The sequence below is a fragment of the Wenyingzhuangia heitensis genome, from assembly GCF_011762155.1.
GTDB classification, from domain to species: Bacteria; Bacteroidota; Bacteroidia; order Flavobacteriales; family Flavobacteriaceae; genus Wenyingzhuangia; species Wenyingzhuangia heitensis.
On record NZ_JAASQL010000001.1, the window covers coordinates 295,260 to 310,837 of the forward strand.

The 15,578-nt window shown below is 31.4% G+C and carries 17 protein-coding genes; 9 read left to right on the forward strand and 8 right to left on the reverse strand.

The genetic code is table 11. The features are described from left to right. Nucleotides 1–1,314 (reverse strand): TlpA family protein disulfide reductase, encoded by a 1,314-nt coding sequence (locus FHR24_RS01265; protein ID WP_167182711.1) that lies wholly within the window; start codon nt 1,312–1,314, stop codon nt 1–3. Nucleotides 1,315–1,345: 31 nt separating this feature from the next. Next, nucleotides 1,346–1,687: a hypothetical protein gene (locus FHR24_RS01270; RefSeq protein WP_167182714.1), complete on the reverse strand. Its 342-nt coding sequence runs from the start codon at nt 1,685–1,687 to the stop codon at nt 1,346–1,348. A 76-nt stretch (nt 1,688–1,763) separates the two neighbouring features. On the opposite strand from FHR24_RS01270, the gene FHR24_RS01275 reads away from it, so the two are divergent. Both FHR24_RS01275 and FHR24_RS01280 read left to right on the forward strand, forming a co-directional pair. After that, nucleotides 1,764–2,288, forward strand: a complete 525-nt coding sequence (locus FHR24_RS01275; protein ID WP_167182717.1) for a CvpA family protein — start codon at nt 1,764–1,766, stop codon at nt 2,286–2,288. Continuing rightward, nucleotides 2,269–3,081, forward strand: a complete 813-nt coding sequence (locus FHR24_RS01280) for a Rossmann-fold NAD(P)-binding domain-containing protein (RefSeq protein WP_167182719.1) — start codon at nt 2,269–2,271, stop codon at nt 3,079–3,081. Before FHR24_RS01275 ends, FHR24_RS01280 begins: the two co-directional genes overlap by 20 nt. Here FHR24_RS01280 and FHR24_RS01285 read toward each other — a convergent pair. Continuing rightward, nucleotides 3,078–3,962 carry an AraC family transcriptional regulator gene (locus FHR24_RS01285; RefSeq protein ID WP_167182722.1) on the reverse strand — a complete coding sequence of 295 codons (885 nt, stop codon included), beginning with the start codon at nt 3,960–3,962 and terminating at the stop codon, nt 3,078–3,080. The two genes, FHR24_RS01280 and FHR24_RS01285, sit on opposite strands and share 4 nt — an antisense overlap. Nucleotides 3,963–4,118: 156 nt before the next feature. On the opposite strand from FHR24_RS01285, the gene FHR24_RS01290 reads away from it, so the two are divergent. The 6 genes from FHR24_RS01290 (at nt 4,119) to FHR24_RS01315 (ending at nt 9,512) form a co-directional block, all read left to right on the forward strand. Then, on the forward strand, nt 4,119–5,075 hold the full coding sequence (locus tag FHR24_RS01290) for a 2OG-Fe(II) oxygenase (protein WP_167182724.1): 957 nt from the start codon (nt 4,119–4,121) through the stop codon (nt 5,073–5,075). Nucleotides 5,076–5,194: 119 nt separating this feature from the next. After that, a complete protein-coding gene (locus FHR24_RS01295; protein WP_167182727.1) occupies nt 5,195–6,007 on the forward strand; it encodes an SDR family NAD(P)-dependent oxidoreductase in 813 nt (270 codons plus the stop codon). 213 nt (nt 6,008–6,220) lie between these two features. Next, entirely contained in the window at nt 6,221–6,880 is a 660-nt protein-coding gene (gene nfsB, locus FHR24_RS01300) for an oxygen-insensitive NAD(P)H nitroreductase (RefSeq protein WP_167182730.1), read from the forward strand. 23 nt (nt 6,881–6,903) lie between these two features. Further along, complete coding sequence (locus FHR24_RS01305) at nt 6,904–7,911, forward strand: zinc-binding alcohol dehydrogenase family protein (RefSeq protein WP_167182733.1); 1,008 nt, start codon at nt 6,904–6,906, stop codon at nt 7,909–7,911. A 277-nt stretch (nt 7,912–8,188) separates the two neighbouring features. After that, nucleotides 8,189–8,656: a cupin domain-containing protein gene (locus FHR24_RS01310; RefSeq protein ID WP_167182736.1), complete on the forward strand. Its 468-nt coding sequence runs from the start codon at nt 8,189–8,191 to the stop codon at nt 8,654–8,656. Nucleotides 8,657–8,669: 13 nt separating this feature from the next. Then, entirely contained in the window at nt 8,670–9,512 is an 843-nt protein-coding gene (locus FHR24_RS01315) for a DUF4437 domain-containing protein (protein WP_167182739.1), read from the forward strand. Between the two features lies 1 nt (nt 9,513). On the opposite strand, the gene FHR24_RS01320 is transcribed toward FHR24_RS01315, so the two are convergent. Continuing rightward, a complete protein-coding gene (locus FHR24_RS01320) occupies nt 9,514–10,422 on the reverse strand; it encodes a TIGR01777 family oxidoreductase (protein ID WP_167182742.1) in 909 nt (302 codons plus the stop codon). A gap of 120 nt (nt 10,423–10,542) precedes the next feature. On the opposite strand from FHR24_RS01320, the gene FHR24_RS01325 reads away from it, so the two are divergent. Continuing rightward, the gene (locus FHR24_RS01325) at nt 10,543–11,373 is read left to right on the forward strand and encodes a mechanosensitive ion channel family protein (protein WP_167182745.1); all 831 of its coding nucleotides are present in this window, start codon (nt 10,543–10,545) and stop codon (nt 11,371–11,373) included. 99 nt (nt 11,374–11,472) lie between these two features. On the opposite strand, the gene FHR24_RS01330 is transcribed toward FHR24_RS01325, so the two are convergent. The 4 genes from FHR24_RS01330 to FHR24_RS01345 all read right to left on the reverse strand — a co-directional run bounded on the left by FHR24_RS01330 (nt 11,473) and on the right by FHR24_RS01345 (nt 15,577). Continuing rightward, on the reverse strand, nt 11,473–12,027 hold the full coding sequence (locus tag FHR24_RS01330) for an HNH endonuclease (RefSeq protein ID WP_167182748.1): 555 nt from the start codon (nt 12,025–12,027) through the stop codon (nt 11,473–11,475). Between the two features lie 152 nt (nt 12,028–12,179). Then, nucleotides 12,180–12,932: a tetratricopeptide repeat protein gene (locus FHR24_RS01335; protein ID WP_167182751.1), complete on the reverse strand. Its 753-nt coding sequence runs from the start codon at nt 12,930–12,932 to the stop codon at nt 12,180–12,182. Nucleotides 12,933–12,942: 10 nt separating this feature from the next. Then, on the reverse strand, nt 12,943–14,739 hold the full coding sequence (locus FHR24_RS01340) for a BatD family protein (protein ID WP_167182753.1): 1,797 nt from the start codon (nt 14,737–14,739) through the stop codon (nt 12,943–12,945). Next, nucleotides 14,723–15,577, reverse strand: a complete 855-nt coding sequence (locus tag FHR24_RS01345; protein ID WP_167182755.1) for a tetratricopeptide repeat protein — start codon at nt 15,575–15,577, stop codon at nt 14,723–14,725. Before FHR24_RS01345 ends, FHR24_RS01340 begins: the two co-directional genes overlap by 17 nt. Nucleotide 15,578 lies beyond the last annotated feature (1 nt).

The following is a 15,578-nucleotide window of genomic DNA, read 5'->3' on the forward strand; positions in this document are numbered from 1 at the left end:
TTATTGAAATATTTCTTGTAATTTTTCTAAACTACTTGGTTTTGCAATAATCCTCTTATTAGCATTTAACACAAAATAAGAGGGTGTTGCATTTACACTATAATTTTTAGCATCTATACTACTCCACTTACCTAGGGAAATTACATTTTTCCAAGTTGGATACTCTTTTATTTTAGATGCCCATTTTGTTTTATCTTCTTTTTTTTCTAATCCTACAGAAACAACTGTTACTTCTGTATGTTCTTTTAAAAGTGCTTTTACTTTTGGTATTTCTGCCGTACAGTGTGAACAACTGCTGCTCCAAAAAACAATTAAATAATTTTTTGAACCCGACAGACTATATAAATTTTCTGTAGTAGAAATTTTAATATTTGGAGCTACAACTCTCAATAAAGTCTTAGACAATTGTTCGGTTTCTTTTAACAGCTTATCATTTTGAATTGCTAGTGGTAAATTTTTATAAACAGCCACCGTTTCTTTTAAGACTACACTGTTTTCTTTAGCAATTAATTTCTGAATTAAATCGGCCAAGATCCCTTCTTTTAATTCAGTATTTTCTAATAAAGAATCTACTTTTTTAATAGCGCTTATAAACAATCTATTCTCGGTCTCTTTACTTTCTGATTGATGTAAATAAAACACATAATCTGTCACTCTTTTTTTTAAGAAATCAGAATCTTGCAAACCTTGATCTTTAAAGTCTATATAATCAAAAAAATGTTTCTGAATAGAGCTAATGTAATTTCCTGGTAACGTATAAGGTATAGGAGCATTGTATCGTTTAGATGCTTTTATCAAACTTAAACAATAATCATTTTTAGCCAAGTCTTTATAATAATTTTGAGCCCCATCAATTTTAGATTTTATTTCTTTATAAAAAGCAACATCGGCACTAGGTTTTCTAAAAAAAGCCATTTGTACAGAATCTAATTTAGACTGTAATTGCAACATACTATAGTTGTATGAAGCTATTAATTGATTTTCTCTAGAAGACAAATAAGCAACAGAAGGCTGCCCCACTTTACTATTTATTTTAAATTTTACATTTTCTTTATTATATATAAAATCTACAAAACCAGACGTTACATTTTGATACAAAGCTTTATAATAACCACTAGGCAAATTGTCCATGGCAAATGTAAACGTGTTTTTATCTACCTCTGTAAATTTTACATATTCTGGAGTACCATTTTTAAATTGATAAAGCGCTACACTTTTAATTTTTGAAATTGAATCTGTAAACATTCCCGTTACTGTATTTTGAGCAGCAACAAATTGGGTAATTATTAAAAACAAAAAACGGATATACTTCATAACTTTATATTAAACAAAAAATGTTCCAAAATTACTCATCAAAATAACGAACAATCGCTTCTTTCATTAACAATGTTTGTTCTCCTGGTTTTAAATTTGGCAAAGCTTCTAAAGCCTTATAATGTGGCCAGCTGTCTTCATCAAAAAACTCAAACTCATAATACCCATAAGGCTCTAACAATCTGCAAATAGCAATGTGCATTAAGTTTAATTTTTCATCTTTTTTAAAAACCTTATATCCCTGTCCTAACTCTTGTACACCAATTAAGTACAAAATAGAATCTACATCTAATGTATCACCATCGGCAAACTTGTCCGACAAGTCTTTTACCACTTCTTTCCATCGCAACTTTAATTGCTCATCATTAACCATCGTTCCTTTTTTTAACAAATATAAGAAGTCCTAAAGGGTAAAACGATAAAACTGTATCTTTGAATCAAATTTATTTATGGAGATTTTAGATATTGTTATTGGGGTAATTCTTTTATACGGATTGGTAAAAGGAATAATGAAAGGTTTATTGACTGAAGTAGCTTCTTTAGTTGCTTTAATTGCTGGAATTTATGGATCTATGCATTTTTCTTTTTATGCAAAAGATCTGTTAATTAAATATGTAGATTTAGAACCCAAATACATTGCCTTAACTGCTTTTGCTATTACTTTTTTAGTGATTGTTATTAGCATATCTTTAGCAGGAAAACTACTAACAAAATTAGCATCATTAATTGCCTTAGGATGGATTAACAAAATACTAGGAGCCATTTTTGGAGTTATAAAAGTAGGCTTAATTTTAAGTGTAATTCTTGGATGGTTAGAAAGAATAAACGGAGTCATCCCTTTTTTAGAGAAAGAACAAATAGAAAAATCAATTCTATTTACTCCTGTTAAAAATTTAGCTCCAGCTATATTTCCTACTTTGTTAGATAAATTAGAAAACAACACAGAAAAAGACAATGGAACAAAAAGTATTTAGTGTTTTAGGTTGCGGATGGTTAGGATTACCTATAGCAACTGCTTTTGTAAATAATGATTTTATTGTAAAAGGAAGTACCACCACTATTTCTAAACACGAAACATTGTTAGAATTGGGAATACACCCCTACACAATTACTATTGACGAAGAAATTGAGGGAAATATTCAGCATTTTTTACAAAGTGATATTTTATTTATCAACGTTCCTTTTAGAAAACAAAAGCCGTTTATAAACGCTTATAAAACACTAGTAAAAGCAATAGAAAAATCGACTATAAAACACGTTGTTTTCATTAGCTCTACCTCTGTATATGATGACATTAACGCAGAAATTACAGACACCGATAACTTTAAAATAAACAGTGCAAAAAAAGAGTTGTTTGATTTTGAAAATTTATTCAAAAACAACACTCATTTTAACACCACCATTATTCGCTTTGCAGGATTGATTGGAGGAACTAGAAATCCTGGGAGCTTTTTTAAAGAAGACAAAACGGTACAAAATGCATTGTCTCCCATAAATCTTATTCATTTAGAGGACTGCATTGGTATTGTACAAGCTATTATAGCTCAAAAAAAGTGGAATATTACCTACAACGCTGCTGCCACCACACACCCAACAAAGGCAGAGTATTACACAAAAGCCACGGAGCAAATGGGTAAAAAACCTGCCTCTTTTATTAAGGAATTAAATAATTTTAAAGTAATTTCTAATCAAAAAATACAAACCGATTTGAATTATCAGTTTGTATATCCTGATTTATTAGAATCTTTACACATCTTTAAAAACTAAGCAACACAAACATTTCTTTTTAAAAGCACATATTCACCATTCTTTTTAAAATCTCTAATAGAAGAGCCTGTGTATTTTTTAAAGGTTTTAGACAAATGACTTGCATCAGTAAAAGCCAACTCGTCCGCAATTTCTGTAATGGTGTAATCTGAATTTAACAACCTTATTTCTACCAGTTTTATTTTAGCTTTGATGATATATTCTCGCAAAGACATTTTTACTTGTTTTCTAAAAAACTCGCTAACATATGTAGGCGACATCATAAAAACATCTGCCAAGTTCTCTACTTTTAACAATTCTGTTTTGTCAATATTTTCATTAATATACCCAAGCATTTTGGTAATTCTATCATCATAATTATTTTTAGTTCCCTCAAAATAATTACTCTTTTTTATATTCCTAATCAAGAGCTCTAAAATACTCGTCATTAAACTTTTAATCAACATTACAGATTCTTCTCCAAAACTTCTAGACTCTTCTAAAATCATAGAAACCAATCTGGTTAAATGTTTTCTATCTATTTCATTTTTCACAATATCTCCCGGCAATTGATTGTAATTGGATAAAATAAACGAAGCTTCTTTAAACCATTCATTTCTATCAATAGAAGTTCTGTTTGCGTTTTTAAAGAATGAATCTGTGAATTTTAAAAACACAAATTTCGTAGGCTTTTCTATAATAAAAGAGTGACATTTTAAAGGAGGTAATAAAAAGATACTTCCTTTATGATAAGGATACTCATTGTAATTTATGCATTGTGTTCCCTCTCCTTCTTTGATTAAAACCAATTCAAAAAAATTATTTTTAACGGCACGTTGTTTCCACTCCGACAACTTCAACTCTTGTATTTCAAAAGGTTTATACGCCTCTAAAACTTCCATAATAATGATATTTTAAGACAAACCTATAAAAAACAAACGAACAAAAACCTAAAACAACTATAAAAACCTTTTATTATACACTAATACCCTTTTTTAATACTTATTTAGTATTTGTTTATCCTATTACCTTTGTTCAAACAAAAAAACAAAACTATTATGAAAACAAATAACAAAGCACTTGCACAAGCTCGTGCACTCACTCTTCCAACTCGCCAAGCTTCACTAAACCGTGATCCTTCTGTGTCACAATTTTGGAATAGTAACCGAGAGTTACTTGAAAATGCATGGAGCGAATGGGAAATTGAAAACAAAGACAGTTTATTAATTCCTGATGAAACGCTACTTGATCCAAAATTAAGAAAAGCAATTAACGATGCCTGGGAAAATCCAGATAAAGAAAATGCTGTTGCTGATTTATGGGAAGAAATAATCCCTGGTGTTTATTCTGCACAATTTTTTGACCTTGACCGTTTGGCTGAATTTCGTAATTATTTAGAAGATGTCGTAAATTCACAAATTCCTAAACGTGCACCCTATGGGATTCAATTAAACCGTTACGGAATTATGCTTGATCCTCGCTCAGAAGGTCATCTTGCTGCTCCTAATTTTCAAGCGTTTTACAACGAAATCATGGATCGTTATATGAGACCTATTGCTCGTTTGTTATTGGGTACTTATGGGTACGACAATCAAACATTTGGTTTTTCTATTCAATACAACCCAGATAAAGACAAAGACTTGCATGCGCACACCGATGCTTCTGCAGCTACTTTAAATATAAACATCAACCTACCTGATGAAGAATTTACAGGTTCTCAAGTTGATTTTCATGACAAATCTACGGGAAAAGTTGTTCAAACTACTTTTGAGCCAGGAAAAGCAATAATTCACACAGGAAACGTACCCCACGCTACACACCCAATTATTAGCGGACAGCGTAGTAATTTGGTAGTATGGTTATACGGAGACCGTATGCAAGTTCCAAGAGGTGGTACTAGCAGTTATGGTAATACAGGTAACTCAACACCTACAAACACCACAACAAAAAATGCCACACCTCGTGAGCGTTGGAGTGTACCCAACAGTCCAAAAGACACCATTGCACCGTTTTAAAAAGTTTATTTCGCTTGATTAATTTTATAACCAAAGCAGATGTAAACCCTAGAGAAACAAAAACATAAGAGATAACAACCTTAAAAGCGTTACCTCTTTTTACTCAAACTAAAAAAATCATGAAAAAAAATATTTTAATTACAGGAAGCACAGACGGTATAGGAAAACTAACCGCTATTAAACTAGCCAAAGAAGGACATACGGTTTTTGTACACGGTAGAAATACCGAAAAATTAAATACGGTTGTTACAGAAATAAAAGAACTTAGTCAAAACGGAAAGATTAAAGGTTTTGTGGCAGATTTTTCTGACTTGTCTGCTGTAAAAAGTATGGCAGAACAAATCCTTAAAGAAGTATCAGGACTGGATGTTTTAATTAACAATGCCGGTATTTTCACCAGTTCTGTTTCTAAAACTAAAGAGGGAATAGACATTAGACTTGTGGTAAATTATTTAGCTCCCTATTTATTAACAACTGAAATACTTCCTGTTTTTAATACAGAATCACGTATTGTAAATTTAAGTTCTGCTGCACAAGCTCCGGTTTCTATAAACGCATTAAACGGTAAAGCTCCGTTGTCTGTAAATGAGGCCTATGCACAAAGTAAACTAGCATTAACTATGTGGAGTTTTAATTTGGCAGATCATTTAACAAACACAACTGTAATTGCTGTAAACCCAGGCTCTTTGTTAAACACAAAAATGGCAAAAGAAGCCTATGGGCAACACTGGTCTCCTGCAGAAAAAGGGAGTTCTATTTTATATGATTTGGCTATTTCTAATGAATACAAAGGAATCACTAAAAAATATTTTGACAACGATAAAGGAGAAGTAAAAGGTGTTTTTTCTAACGCACACTCCGATGCTTATAATAATACTAAAATTACAGAACTATTGAGCTTTACAAAACAAGCCATAAGCATCAACTCCTAAAAAACATATGTTACTCTTGTACATTTAAAGGGATTAGTTGCAAAAATAGGTCTTGTAGTGTTTAATAACAATAAAACACGTATTATTTCATATACAAACCTTTAAAAAAACCTTTAAAAATACACAAATCACCTTTTTAAATACTTTAAAAAAGGTGATTATGGTTTTACATTTGTGTTAAAATAAATAAAATCAACTTAAAAAAAATATAAAATGAACTTACAAGAAACACTAAACTGGAGATACACAACAAAGGAATATGACACTACCAAAAAAATATCTGATGCAGATATGGTTGAAGTCAAAAATTTATTAAGAATGAGCCCTTCTAGTGTAAACCTACAACCTTGGCATTTTATAGTTGCAGAAACTACAGAAGGAAAAGCACGTATGGCAAAAGGAACACAGGGTTTCTTTAGTTTTAACGAACCTAAAATAACCAATGCTTCGGCTGTAGTATTGTTTTGTTCAAAAATTGATGCGGATGATGAGTACTATAGCCATATTGCTGATGCTGAAGATAAAGACGGAAGATTTCCTAATGAAGATATAAAAAATGGATTTTTAGGTGCCGTAAAAGCATTTGCTGGTATTCATAAATACGATTTAAAGGATTTACAACACTGGATGGAAAAACAAGTATATCTTAACGTTGGAAGCTTTTTATTAGGGGTGGCTAGTTTAGGTATTGATGCAACTCCTATGGAAGGAATTGATGTAAAAGCATTAGATGAAGAATTTGGATTAAGAGAAAAAGGATATACTGCATTGGTAGCAGTTTCTTTAGGATATAGAGCTGCATCTGATTTTAATTCTACTGAAAAAACACCAAAATCTAGATTGCCAGAAAGCGAAATTTTTACTGTAATATAATTTTATAAAAATTTAAGTTTAAAATGAAAGCAATAGGATATAAAGAGAATTTACCAATAGATAACATAAATTCTCTACAAGACGTAACGTTAGAAACTCCAATAGCTACCGGAAAAGATATTTTGGTAGAAATTAAAGCCATTTCTGTAAACCCTGCAGACTATAAAGTACGTGTAGGAATGCCTGTTAAGGGTGATGATTGGAAAATAATTGGTTGGGATGCTACTGGAACTGTAACAGCAATTGGTGACGATGTTACCCTTTTTAAAGTAGGTGATGAAGTTTGGTATGCTGGAGATTTTACTCGCCAAGGAAGTTATGCACAATATCAAATAGTTGACGAGCGAATTGTGGGTAAAAAACCAACAAGTTTATCATATGCAGAAGCTGCAGCATTACCATTAACCTCTCTTACAGCCTATGAAATGTTGTTTGACAGATTACAGGTCTCTAAAAATGATGCTAACAAATCTATTTTAGTAATTGGTGCTGCCGGTGGTGTGGGTTCTATTTTGGTACAATTGGCAAAAAAGCTAACAAAACTAAACATTATAGGTACCGCCTCTAGAGAGGAAACAACTGATTGGTTAAAAGAGTTAGGAGCTGATTCTGTAATCAACCACAGAAACAAATTGAGCGAAGAGTTTGAAAAATACAACTTACCTGCTCCAGAATATGTTGTGAGTTTAAATGCTACAGAACATCATGTAGATGAAATAGCGAAATTAATTAAACCACAAGGTAAATTTGGCTTTATTGACGATCCAAAATCGTTAAACGTAATGCCTTTTAAAGGAAAAGCGGTTTCTACACATATTGAGTTAATGTTTACACGCTCTATGTTTCAAACAGAAGATATGATAGAACAACATAACATTTTAAATAAAGTATCTGAACTAATAGACAACGGAACGATTAGATCCACTTTAGGAGAAAACTTTGGAACTATAACTGCTGAAAATCTTAGAAAAGCACACGCATTTTTAGAAACAGGAAAAGCCAAAGGAAAAATAGTTTTAGAAGGATTTTAAGCCTTGCATCTACAAATATCACTTAGAGTGAATTTTGAAGTACTAAAAATTTATATCGAGAAGCTTTTAAATCATATAAAGTTCTCGATACAAAATTCTGAAAATAGAATTTCACTCGAACTGACAAACTAACTAACAATATATATATAAGAATGTCATTTCGAGTGTTTTTATGGAAATAAAAATGTATCGAGAACTTAGGTACACGGTTTCGTTTCAATACTAACAACAGTAGAATTAGTTTCACTGGAACTGATGTATTCAATAAAATATAGAAATGAAAAACACACTAGCAGCAGTAGCTGTAACCGCTTTATTTGCCAGTTACACAGCAAATGCACAAGTAAACACCGTAGATTCTATAGCTACATCAAAAGTACAACACTTTAATTTTGATGATATGGAATCTGAAACTATCGGGAAAGGAATAAAACGCAAGTGGTTTCATGGTCAAAAAGGGCAAATGACCATTTTTAATTTAGAGAAAGATGCACATATTCCTTGGCACAAACATCCAAACGAACAGATTACCTACATCATGTCTGGTAAAGTAAAAATCAAAACTATTATTGATGGTAAAGAAACATTTGTAGAAGTTGGAGCAGGTGAAGTGATTGTATTTCCAGAAAATATACCACACGAATTTTGGGCTTTAGAAAAAACGGTAGATTTAGATGTGCACGTTCCAATTCGTCAGGATTGGTTAAGCAAAGAATTACCCGAATATTTAAAAGAAAGTAAATAAAAACATTTATAATATGAAAAAAAAGATACTCATTGCCTTGGCAATAACAGCTGGACTTTATGCACAAGCACAAACTCCAAAAACAGATTCAACAACTTCTAAAAATGAAGTTGTAACCGCTGATAATATAGAATGGGGTTGGTTAAATCCGCTACGTGGAAATAAAAGTCCAGCAGCAGGAAAGCTTTGGGGAGATCGTACAAAAAATGAACCTGCAGGGTTTATAGTAAAATTCAACAAAGGATTTTCTTCTCCTCCACACATTCATAATATAACCTATCGTGGTGTAGTAATTCAAGGATTGTTGCATAACGATGATGAAAATGCTAAAAAACAATGGTTGCCAGCAGGGTCTTTTTGGCAACAACCAGCAGGAGAAGCACATATAACAGCTGCAGATGGTAAAGAAAATTTAGCTTTTTTAGATATTCAAGAAGGGCCTTATTTGGTAAAACCCACTTCAGAAGCTTTTGACAATGGTGAACGTCCTATAAACGTAGATAAAACAAACATGGTTTGGTTAAATGCTAAGGATATTGAATGGGTTGCAAATAAAAGTAATGTAGAAACTGCTTTTTTATGGGGAAGTCATGAAAAAAATCAGCTTCGTGCAACACTTTTAAGATTGCCCGCTGGTTTTAAAGGAAACATTAAAAACTTAAGTCCAAACTTTAGAGCGGTTGTTATTTCTGGTCATTTAACACATCAATTTTCTAAAAAAGGTGAAAAGAACGAATTAGAACCTGCATCTTATTTTGGAGCTGAAAAAAATTCAAAATCAAGAATCTCTACAAATAAAGAAACCGTTATATATATAAGAAGTAACGGAACGTTTAAAATTAAAGGAAATCACTAAGCTATTTAGTCAATACATCTTTTAAGATAGTCGCTAAATCTGGGTATGTAAAAGTAAAACCTATTGATTTAATTTTAGAATTGTTTACAGCGCTACCTTCTAATAAAATAGAAGCCATTTTTCCAAACAATAGTTTTAACACAAAACTAGGGACGTTAGGCATAAATAGAGGCTTTTTTAAAACAGAAGCTATTAATTTGGTAACCGTACTATTGGTATTATTATCAGCGACAGCATTGTATGCTCCTTCCATTTTTAAATTCTGAATGGCTTGAATGTACATAGCAACTAAATCTTTAATGTGTATAAAAGACATAACTTGATTTCCCAATCCTAATGGAGAACCTATTCCTAAACGAATAGGTTTTTCTATTTTTTGCAAAGCAGAATCTTCTTTTGCAAAAACAATTCCCGTTCGCAAACAAACCGTTCTAATTCCCAAATCCTGAAATTGATTCGCAGCTCCCTCCCATTGTTCACAAACATTTGCTAAAAAATCAGTTCCAAAAGAATCCGATTCTTTAAAAATTTGATCAGTAGTTTTTACCCCATAACAATCTGCTCCAGAAGCGGAAATAAAGGTAGAAACGTTGTGTTTGTTATTTTGTAACGTATCAAAAAGTAAACTTGCTGATTTTACTCGGCTATCAATAATTATTTGTTTTTGTTTTTTTGTCCATCTACCATCTGCAATATTGGCTCCCGCAAGGTGTATGATAAAATTTGCACTACAAACAACTTCTGTGTCTATAGTCTTTTTATCAATATCCCAAACCGCGTAAGAAAGACCTTTTGTTGTTGATGTTTTATTTCTTCGGGTCAACACAACAACCTGATACCCTAAAGCCAATAATTCCCTTTGTAAATATTGACCTACCAAACCCGTTCCTCCCGTAATAACAACTTTCATCTATACATTTGTTTATATGCCTAAAAATAAGAAAATTACAATTTTATTTAGCAAAATAACATAGGTTATTCCTATTTAAAATAATTATATTTGATTTTTTAAAAAACTAAACATAAAACTATGGATTTTAACAACATCATGGAAACAGTATCAGAAAAAGGTTCTGAATACATTACATTATACGGATTAAAGCTTGTTTCTGCTATTGCCGTTTGGATTATTGGAGGATTTATTATTGGAGCTATCATAAAAGGTTTTAGTAAAATGCTTGAAAAGAGCAAAACTGATCCATCTTTAAGACCTTTCTTACAAAGCTTGGTAGGTTCTTTATTAAAAGTAGTTTTAGTAATTACTGTATTATCTACTTTAGGAATTGAAATGACTTCTTTTATTGCTATTTTAGGAGCTGCTGGTTTGGCTGTAGGTATGGCTTTATCTGGTACTTTACAAAATTTTGCTGGTGGAGTTATGATTTTAATCTTTAAGCCTTTTAAAGTAGGTGATGTTATTGAAGCACAAGGACACACTGGTGGTGTTAAAGAAATTCAAATTTTTAATACTATTTTAAAAACTCCAGATAACAAAACGATTATTATTCCTAACGGAGGGTTATCTAACTCATCTATGGTTAACTATTCTACAGAACCTAAGCGTAGAGTAGACTTTACTTTTGGAATTGGATACGGAGATAGTATTGAGCAAGGTAAAGAAGTTTTAATGGCTATTTTAAAGGCTGATTCTAGAATTATTAACGATCCTGCTGAACCTTTTGTAGAGGTTGTTGCATTGGCAGATAGTTCTGTAAATTTTGCAGTTAGAGCTTGGGTAAATTCTGCAGATTACTGGGGAGTTTATTTTGATACAAACGCAAAAGTATATAACGAATTTAACAAAGTTGGATTGAATATTCCTTTTCCACAGATGGATGTTCATGTTCACAAAGCGAGTTAATTTAAACTTTATAGCATAACAAACCCCGATTCTATTTATTTAGAATCGGGGTTTTGTTTTGTACCTATTTTAGCTGTATATAAAATTGATTTTACCTAATTAATCAATTTTTACATGTCCCCAATTTTCACCTGTTTTAATTCTGTGAATTTGCATGTCTGACACTCCAAACTGCTTTGCAATCATTTTTAATCTTGTGCTACTTTTGGTACTTGCTAATTTTCGTTTGATGATTTTCACCTTCCCTTCATCTAACTTATAGTTTACTTTTTTATTCTTTACAGCTTCTATAAACACAGGGTTTTTAAACTGATGTAATTCTTTTTCTCTTTTAGTAGCCCATTTTAAATTAGACACATGATTGTTTAGTTTATCATAATCTAAATGAATAACATATTTATCTTCTTCTTCTTTTTCTAAAAAATGTTCAGCTACTATTTTGTGCACAAAGCGACTTGTTTTTTTTCTATTAACCAATTGTCTTACTGGAACTGCAGGATACCCATTAATTAAGTTTTTGGTATGTAGTTTTTCTTCTTCTTCTTTGCAGTTTAAAACTCTTCCAAAATTAGAAATTTTCCATTTTTCTAATGGATCTATTTTACTATCAAACTTAATTTCTTTCCATTCTTCATTTCTAAATCCGTGTATCATAAATTAAAATTTAAACGTATTAGTTTATCTCATAGATATTCTATCTACAAATTTATTAAATCCTAATCATAGCATTGATTATAAGGGTATTTTGTCTAAAAAATTACTTTGGGGTAAGTAACATTAAGTGTTTCAAATATACTAAATAGTTTTTAAAAAGCCTTAATGCTTTCTTTAGGAATCCAGCCTACCTGACCATCTGCAATTTTAACTTTATGCCAATTTCCTACTTTATCTAAAACCTTTAGTTTGGTTCCTTGGTGCAAGGAAAAAATTTCTAAAGCACTATTTCTGGGTGCATTTTTAACAGAAACTTCATCGGAAAACACAATGGCATATACCGTATTCTTAGTTTTTATATATTGTTGAGATGCTACACCTAACCCTATAAAACAGGTAATACTTATAATAACTCCTAACGTAAAAAACATCTTTTTTACTCCTGGTTGAGTACTAAAGAAAAAGAACATCCAAACCAAACCTGCTAGCAAAGAAGAAGCTACCGCGATTTTAGCCCATGTGTTGTATGATAATAATGCTAATACATTATCGTTAAATTTATCTAAGGTAGATTTTGGGATTGTTTTTATACTATCTATAATACTACGGTTAGCATATGCTAAGTTTGTTTTGGCATCTTGGTTAGATGGATTTAAAACCAATGCTTTTTCAAAACTATAAATAGCTTCTGCCATTTTATTGGTTTTGTAGTATGCATTACCCAAGTTAAAATACACTTCTGAAGACTCTAAACCTTGCTCTAAAATGGCTTTATACGATTTAATGGCCTTTGTGTAATCTTCTGCCCGATAGTAGTTGTTTGCCTCTTTAAATACGTTTTGTGATTCTTGAGCACTCACAAAACTAATGAACATTGCAAAAATTCCAATTATAAAATTTTTCATCTCTTAGGTTTTATAAGTTTTTATCAATTAAAGTGATTGCTTGTTTTGCTTTTTCAAAATCTTCTTTCATTTTAGTATCAGAAGACGGTGCATATCTTGCAAACTCACAAGCAGCAAACACATTGGTAAATTGATGAATGATTTCATCTGAAACTCCTTTTTCTTTTAATATTTCTGCAATTTTATCTTTGCTAATATCTGTAGTCTCTACTCTTAGTTTTGCCTTTAAATAGTTGTGTAATGCTTTTTCTAAAGAGCTGTAAAAAGTTTCTTTACTACCCAACTCTTTTTTAGCACTTGCTAAATACTTTTTGGTTAATTTATCTGCTTGTTTTAGTTTATTTCTGCTAATATCTTTACTTAACTCTCTTTGTTTTTTAGAAGCAAAAACTCCTAAAGGCAAAATAATTAATGGCAATAACAGTAAAATATAAAACAGTTTGGATACATAAAAATCTTCTTTATTTATGGTTTCTAGTACCGTATTAGTTTGTATATATCTAAAATTCTGATCGCTTTTACCAATCACTTGTTTTATAGCTCCATTTGTATAATCTGTAGAGGGTGCCGTAATTAGCTCTTTTCCCTCCGTAACATCTAATACAATTTCATTAGAAGTTATGGTGTGGTATTTTTCTTCTTTAGGATTAAAATATGAAAATGAAGTAGCCGGAATTATAAATTTTCCTTTGTATTGCGGAACTATTGTATAAGCATTCTCTATACTTCCTTTTAAACCAATTGTCGTAACCTCAACATTTTCTTTTCGTTCTGGATCGTAAACTTCTAATTCTTTAGGTGTTTTTATGGATGGTATTTCAAACAACTTTACGTTTCCGTTACCTGATACTTTTACTTTTACTTGTGCAGATTCATTGGCTTTAAAAACAGCTCTACTCGTATTTACAGCATAATTATAATCACCAACAGCACCAGAAAAGTCTAAAGGCTTACCCTCTAAAGGCAATGCTTTTACTTGTATGTTTCTTTGTGCAGATGTTAGTTTTTGATTGACGTTACGGGTAATCATATTTCCAAAAAAGTCTCCTCTTCCTGTAGGAACTCCAATCGTTAAATCTGCAGCCATAGAGTTTACAGATAAAGAACCTGATCTTTGCGGAATTAATAATACTTTATGTAACGTAGCATATTGCCACGGCTCTCCTTTGTAGGTTCCGTCTTTAAATTGTGGTTTATCATTTTCTAAAGTCTGACTCCAAAATCCTTCGTAATTTGGTGGTGTATCTACATTAAACCCATTAATCGCCATTTGATTTACATACAATCTATATTCTACATAAACAGGTTCTCCAACATATGGATTTTCGTTAGAAATGGTGGTGACCATTTTTACGTTCTGACTTGCAATATAATTAGGGTCATTAGGATCTTTTGGCAAATCTATAGCATCTACTACCTGAATGGTAATTGTATTAGATCTTATTTTTTTTCCTTTGTACTCTATACTAGCAGCAGGCAACGTAAACGTTCCTTTTCTTTTAGGCTCTAACATATAGGTAAAGGTTTTGGTAAAATTACTTTGTGCCTTACCGTTTATAAAAGTATAAGAATTACTAACCGACTGACTAGGTCCTTGTACAACTTTAAAATCTTTAAAATTTGGCAATTGAAAATCATCTGCTTCTTGATTATTGATAGTATACTCTAACCTAAATCGTTGATTTTCTCCTAATGTTTTTTTACTAACCCTTGCCGTTAAATTTACCTGTGCTATTAAATTAACACTGATGAAAAACAAAAACAAGTTTAGTGTTTTGAATAAAAATGTATTACCAGTCTTTTTCATTTTTGTTCGTTTTTGCTTTTACTTTTTGAGCATTTACTTTTTTCTGTGTTTTTTGCTCTTCATTACTCATAGACTCTAACAACTGCTCCATTTGTTGCGGGGATAATTTAGACTCTTTTGGCTGACCAGGTTGTTGTTCATCTTTCTTATCATCTCCTTTATCTCCATCCTTTTTATCAGAATTTTGATCTTTTTTGTCTTCATTTTCTTTATCATCCTTCTTGTCTCCGTCTTTGTTGTCTTTTTTGTCTTTTTTGTCACTATCTTTATCTCCTTTGTCGTCCTTATTATCTTTATCGTCTCCCTTATCGTTTTTATCTTTGTTCTTATCTTTATTTTTATCGTCTTTGTTGTCCTTGTTATCTTTATTGTCTTTGTTCTGCTTGTCTTGATCTTCTTTTTGCTTTTTAGCAGCAATAAATTTTTGACGTAAAATATCGTCTTTAGGATTTTTTAACAACGCTTGTTTGTACGATTCTAGAGCCTTTTCTAACTCTTTTTGTTTTTTAAAAGAATCTCCTATCAACTCATTCGTTTTGGCTTTATCACCTTTATTTTTGGCCAGTTTATTTGCCAATTGGTATTGCTCTATTGCTTCTTTGTACTTTTTTTGATTAAAGTAAGAATTTCCTAAATTATAAGCTCCTTTATAATAGGTACCATCTTCTGCCAAACTTTTTTGATAAGCAATAGCAGCATCTGCATAATTCTTCTTCTCGTACGCGTTGTTTCCGCTTCGTAATTGTTTTTTTGCTTCGTATAATTTTTCTTTTGGCAAATCTTGACCGAAAGTTATACACGTAACTAAAACTATAAATAAGGATAGTATTTGTTTCATT

Excerpts from the sequence above, each read along its gene's own strand:
- FHR24_RS01265 (WP_167182711.1), bottom strand. The coding sequence starts at position 1,314 with ATGAAGTATATCCGTTTTTTGTTTTTAATAATTACCCAATTTGTTGCT.
- FHR24_RS01270 (WP_167182714.1), bottom strand. The coding sequence starts at position 1,687 with ATGGTTAATGATGAGCAATTAAAGTTGCGATGGAAAGAAGTGGTAAAA.
- FHR24_RS01275 (WP_167182717.1), top strand. The coding sequence starts at position 1,764 with ATGGAGATTTTAGATATTGTTATTGGGGTAATTCTTTTATACGGATTG.
- FHR24_RS01280 (WP_167182719.1), top strand. The coding sequence starts at position 2,269 with ATGGAACAAAAAGTATTTAGTGTTTTAGGTTGCGGATGGTTAGGATTA.
- FHR24_RS01285 (WP_167182722.1), bottom strand. The coding sequence starts at position 3,962 with ATGGAAGTTTTAGAGGCGTATAAACCTTTTGAAATACAAGAGTTGAAG.
- FHR24_RS01290 (WP_167182724.1), top strand. The coding sequence starts at position 4,119 with ATGAAAACAAATAACAAAGCACTTGCACAAGCTCGTGCACTCACTCTT.
- FHR24_RS01295 (WP_167182727.1), top strand. The coding sequence starts at position 5,195 with ATGAAAAAAAATATTTTAATTACAGGAAGCACAGACGGTATAGGAAAA.
- nfsB (WP_167182730.1), top strand. The coding sequence starts at position 6,221 with ATGAACTTACAAGAAACACTAAACTGGAGATACACAACAAAGGAATAT.
- FHR24_RS01305 (WP_167182733.1), top strand. The coding sequence starts at position 6,904 with ATGAAAGCAATAGGATATAAAGAGAATTTACCAATAGATAACATAAAT.
- FHR24_RS01310 (WP_167182736.1), top strand. The coding sequence starts at position 8,189 with ATGAAAAACACACTAGCAGCAGTAGCTGTAACCGCTTTATTTGCCAGT.
- FHR24_RS01315 (WP_167182739.1), top strand. The coding sequence starts at position 8,670 with ATGAAAAAAAAGATACTCATTGCCTTGGCAATAACAGCTGGACTTTAT.
- FHR24_RS01320 (WP_167182742.1), bottom strand. The coding sequence starts at position 10,422 with ATGAAAGTTGTTATTACGGGAGGAACGGGTTTGGTAGGTCAATATTTA.
- FHR24_RS01325 (WP_167182745.1), top strand. The coding sequence starts at position 10,543 with ATGGATTTTAACAACATCATGGAAACAGTATCAGAAAAAGGTTCTGAA.
- FHR24_RS01330 (WP_167182748.1), bottom strand. The coding sequence starts at position 12,027 with ATGATACACGGATTTAGAAATGAAGAATGGAAAGAAATTAAGTTTGAT.
- FHR24_RS01335 (WP_167182751.1), bottom strand. The coding sequence starts at position 12,932 with ATGAAAAATTTTATAATTGGAATTTTTGCAATGTTCATTAGTTTTGTG.
- FHR24_RS01340 (WP_167182753.1), bottom strand. The coding sequence starts at position 14,739 with ATGAAAAAGACTGGTAATACATTTTTATTCAAAACACTAAACTTGTTT.
- FHR24_RS01345 (WP_167182755.1), bottom strand. The coding sequence starts at position 15,577 with ATGAAACAAATACTATCCTTATTTATAGTTTTAGTTACGTGTATAACT.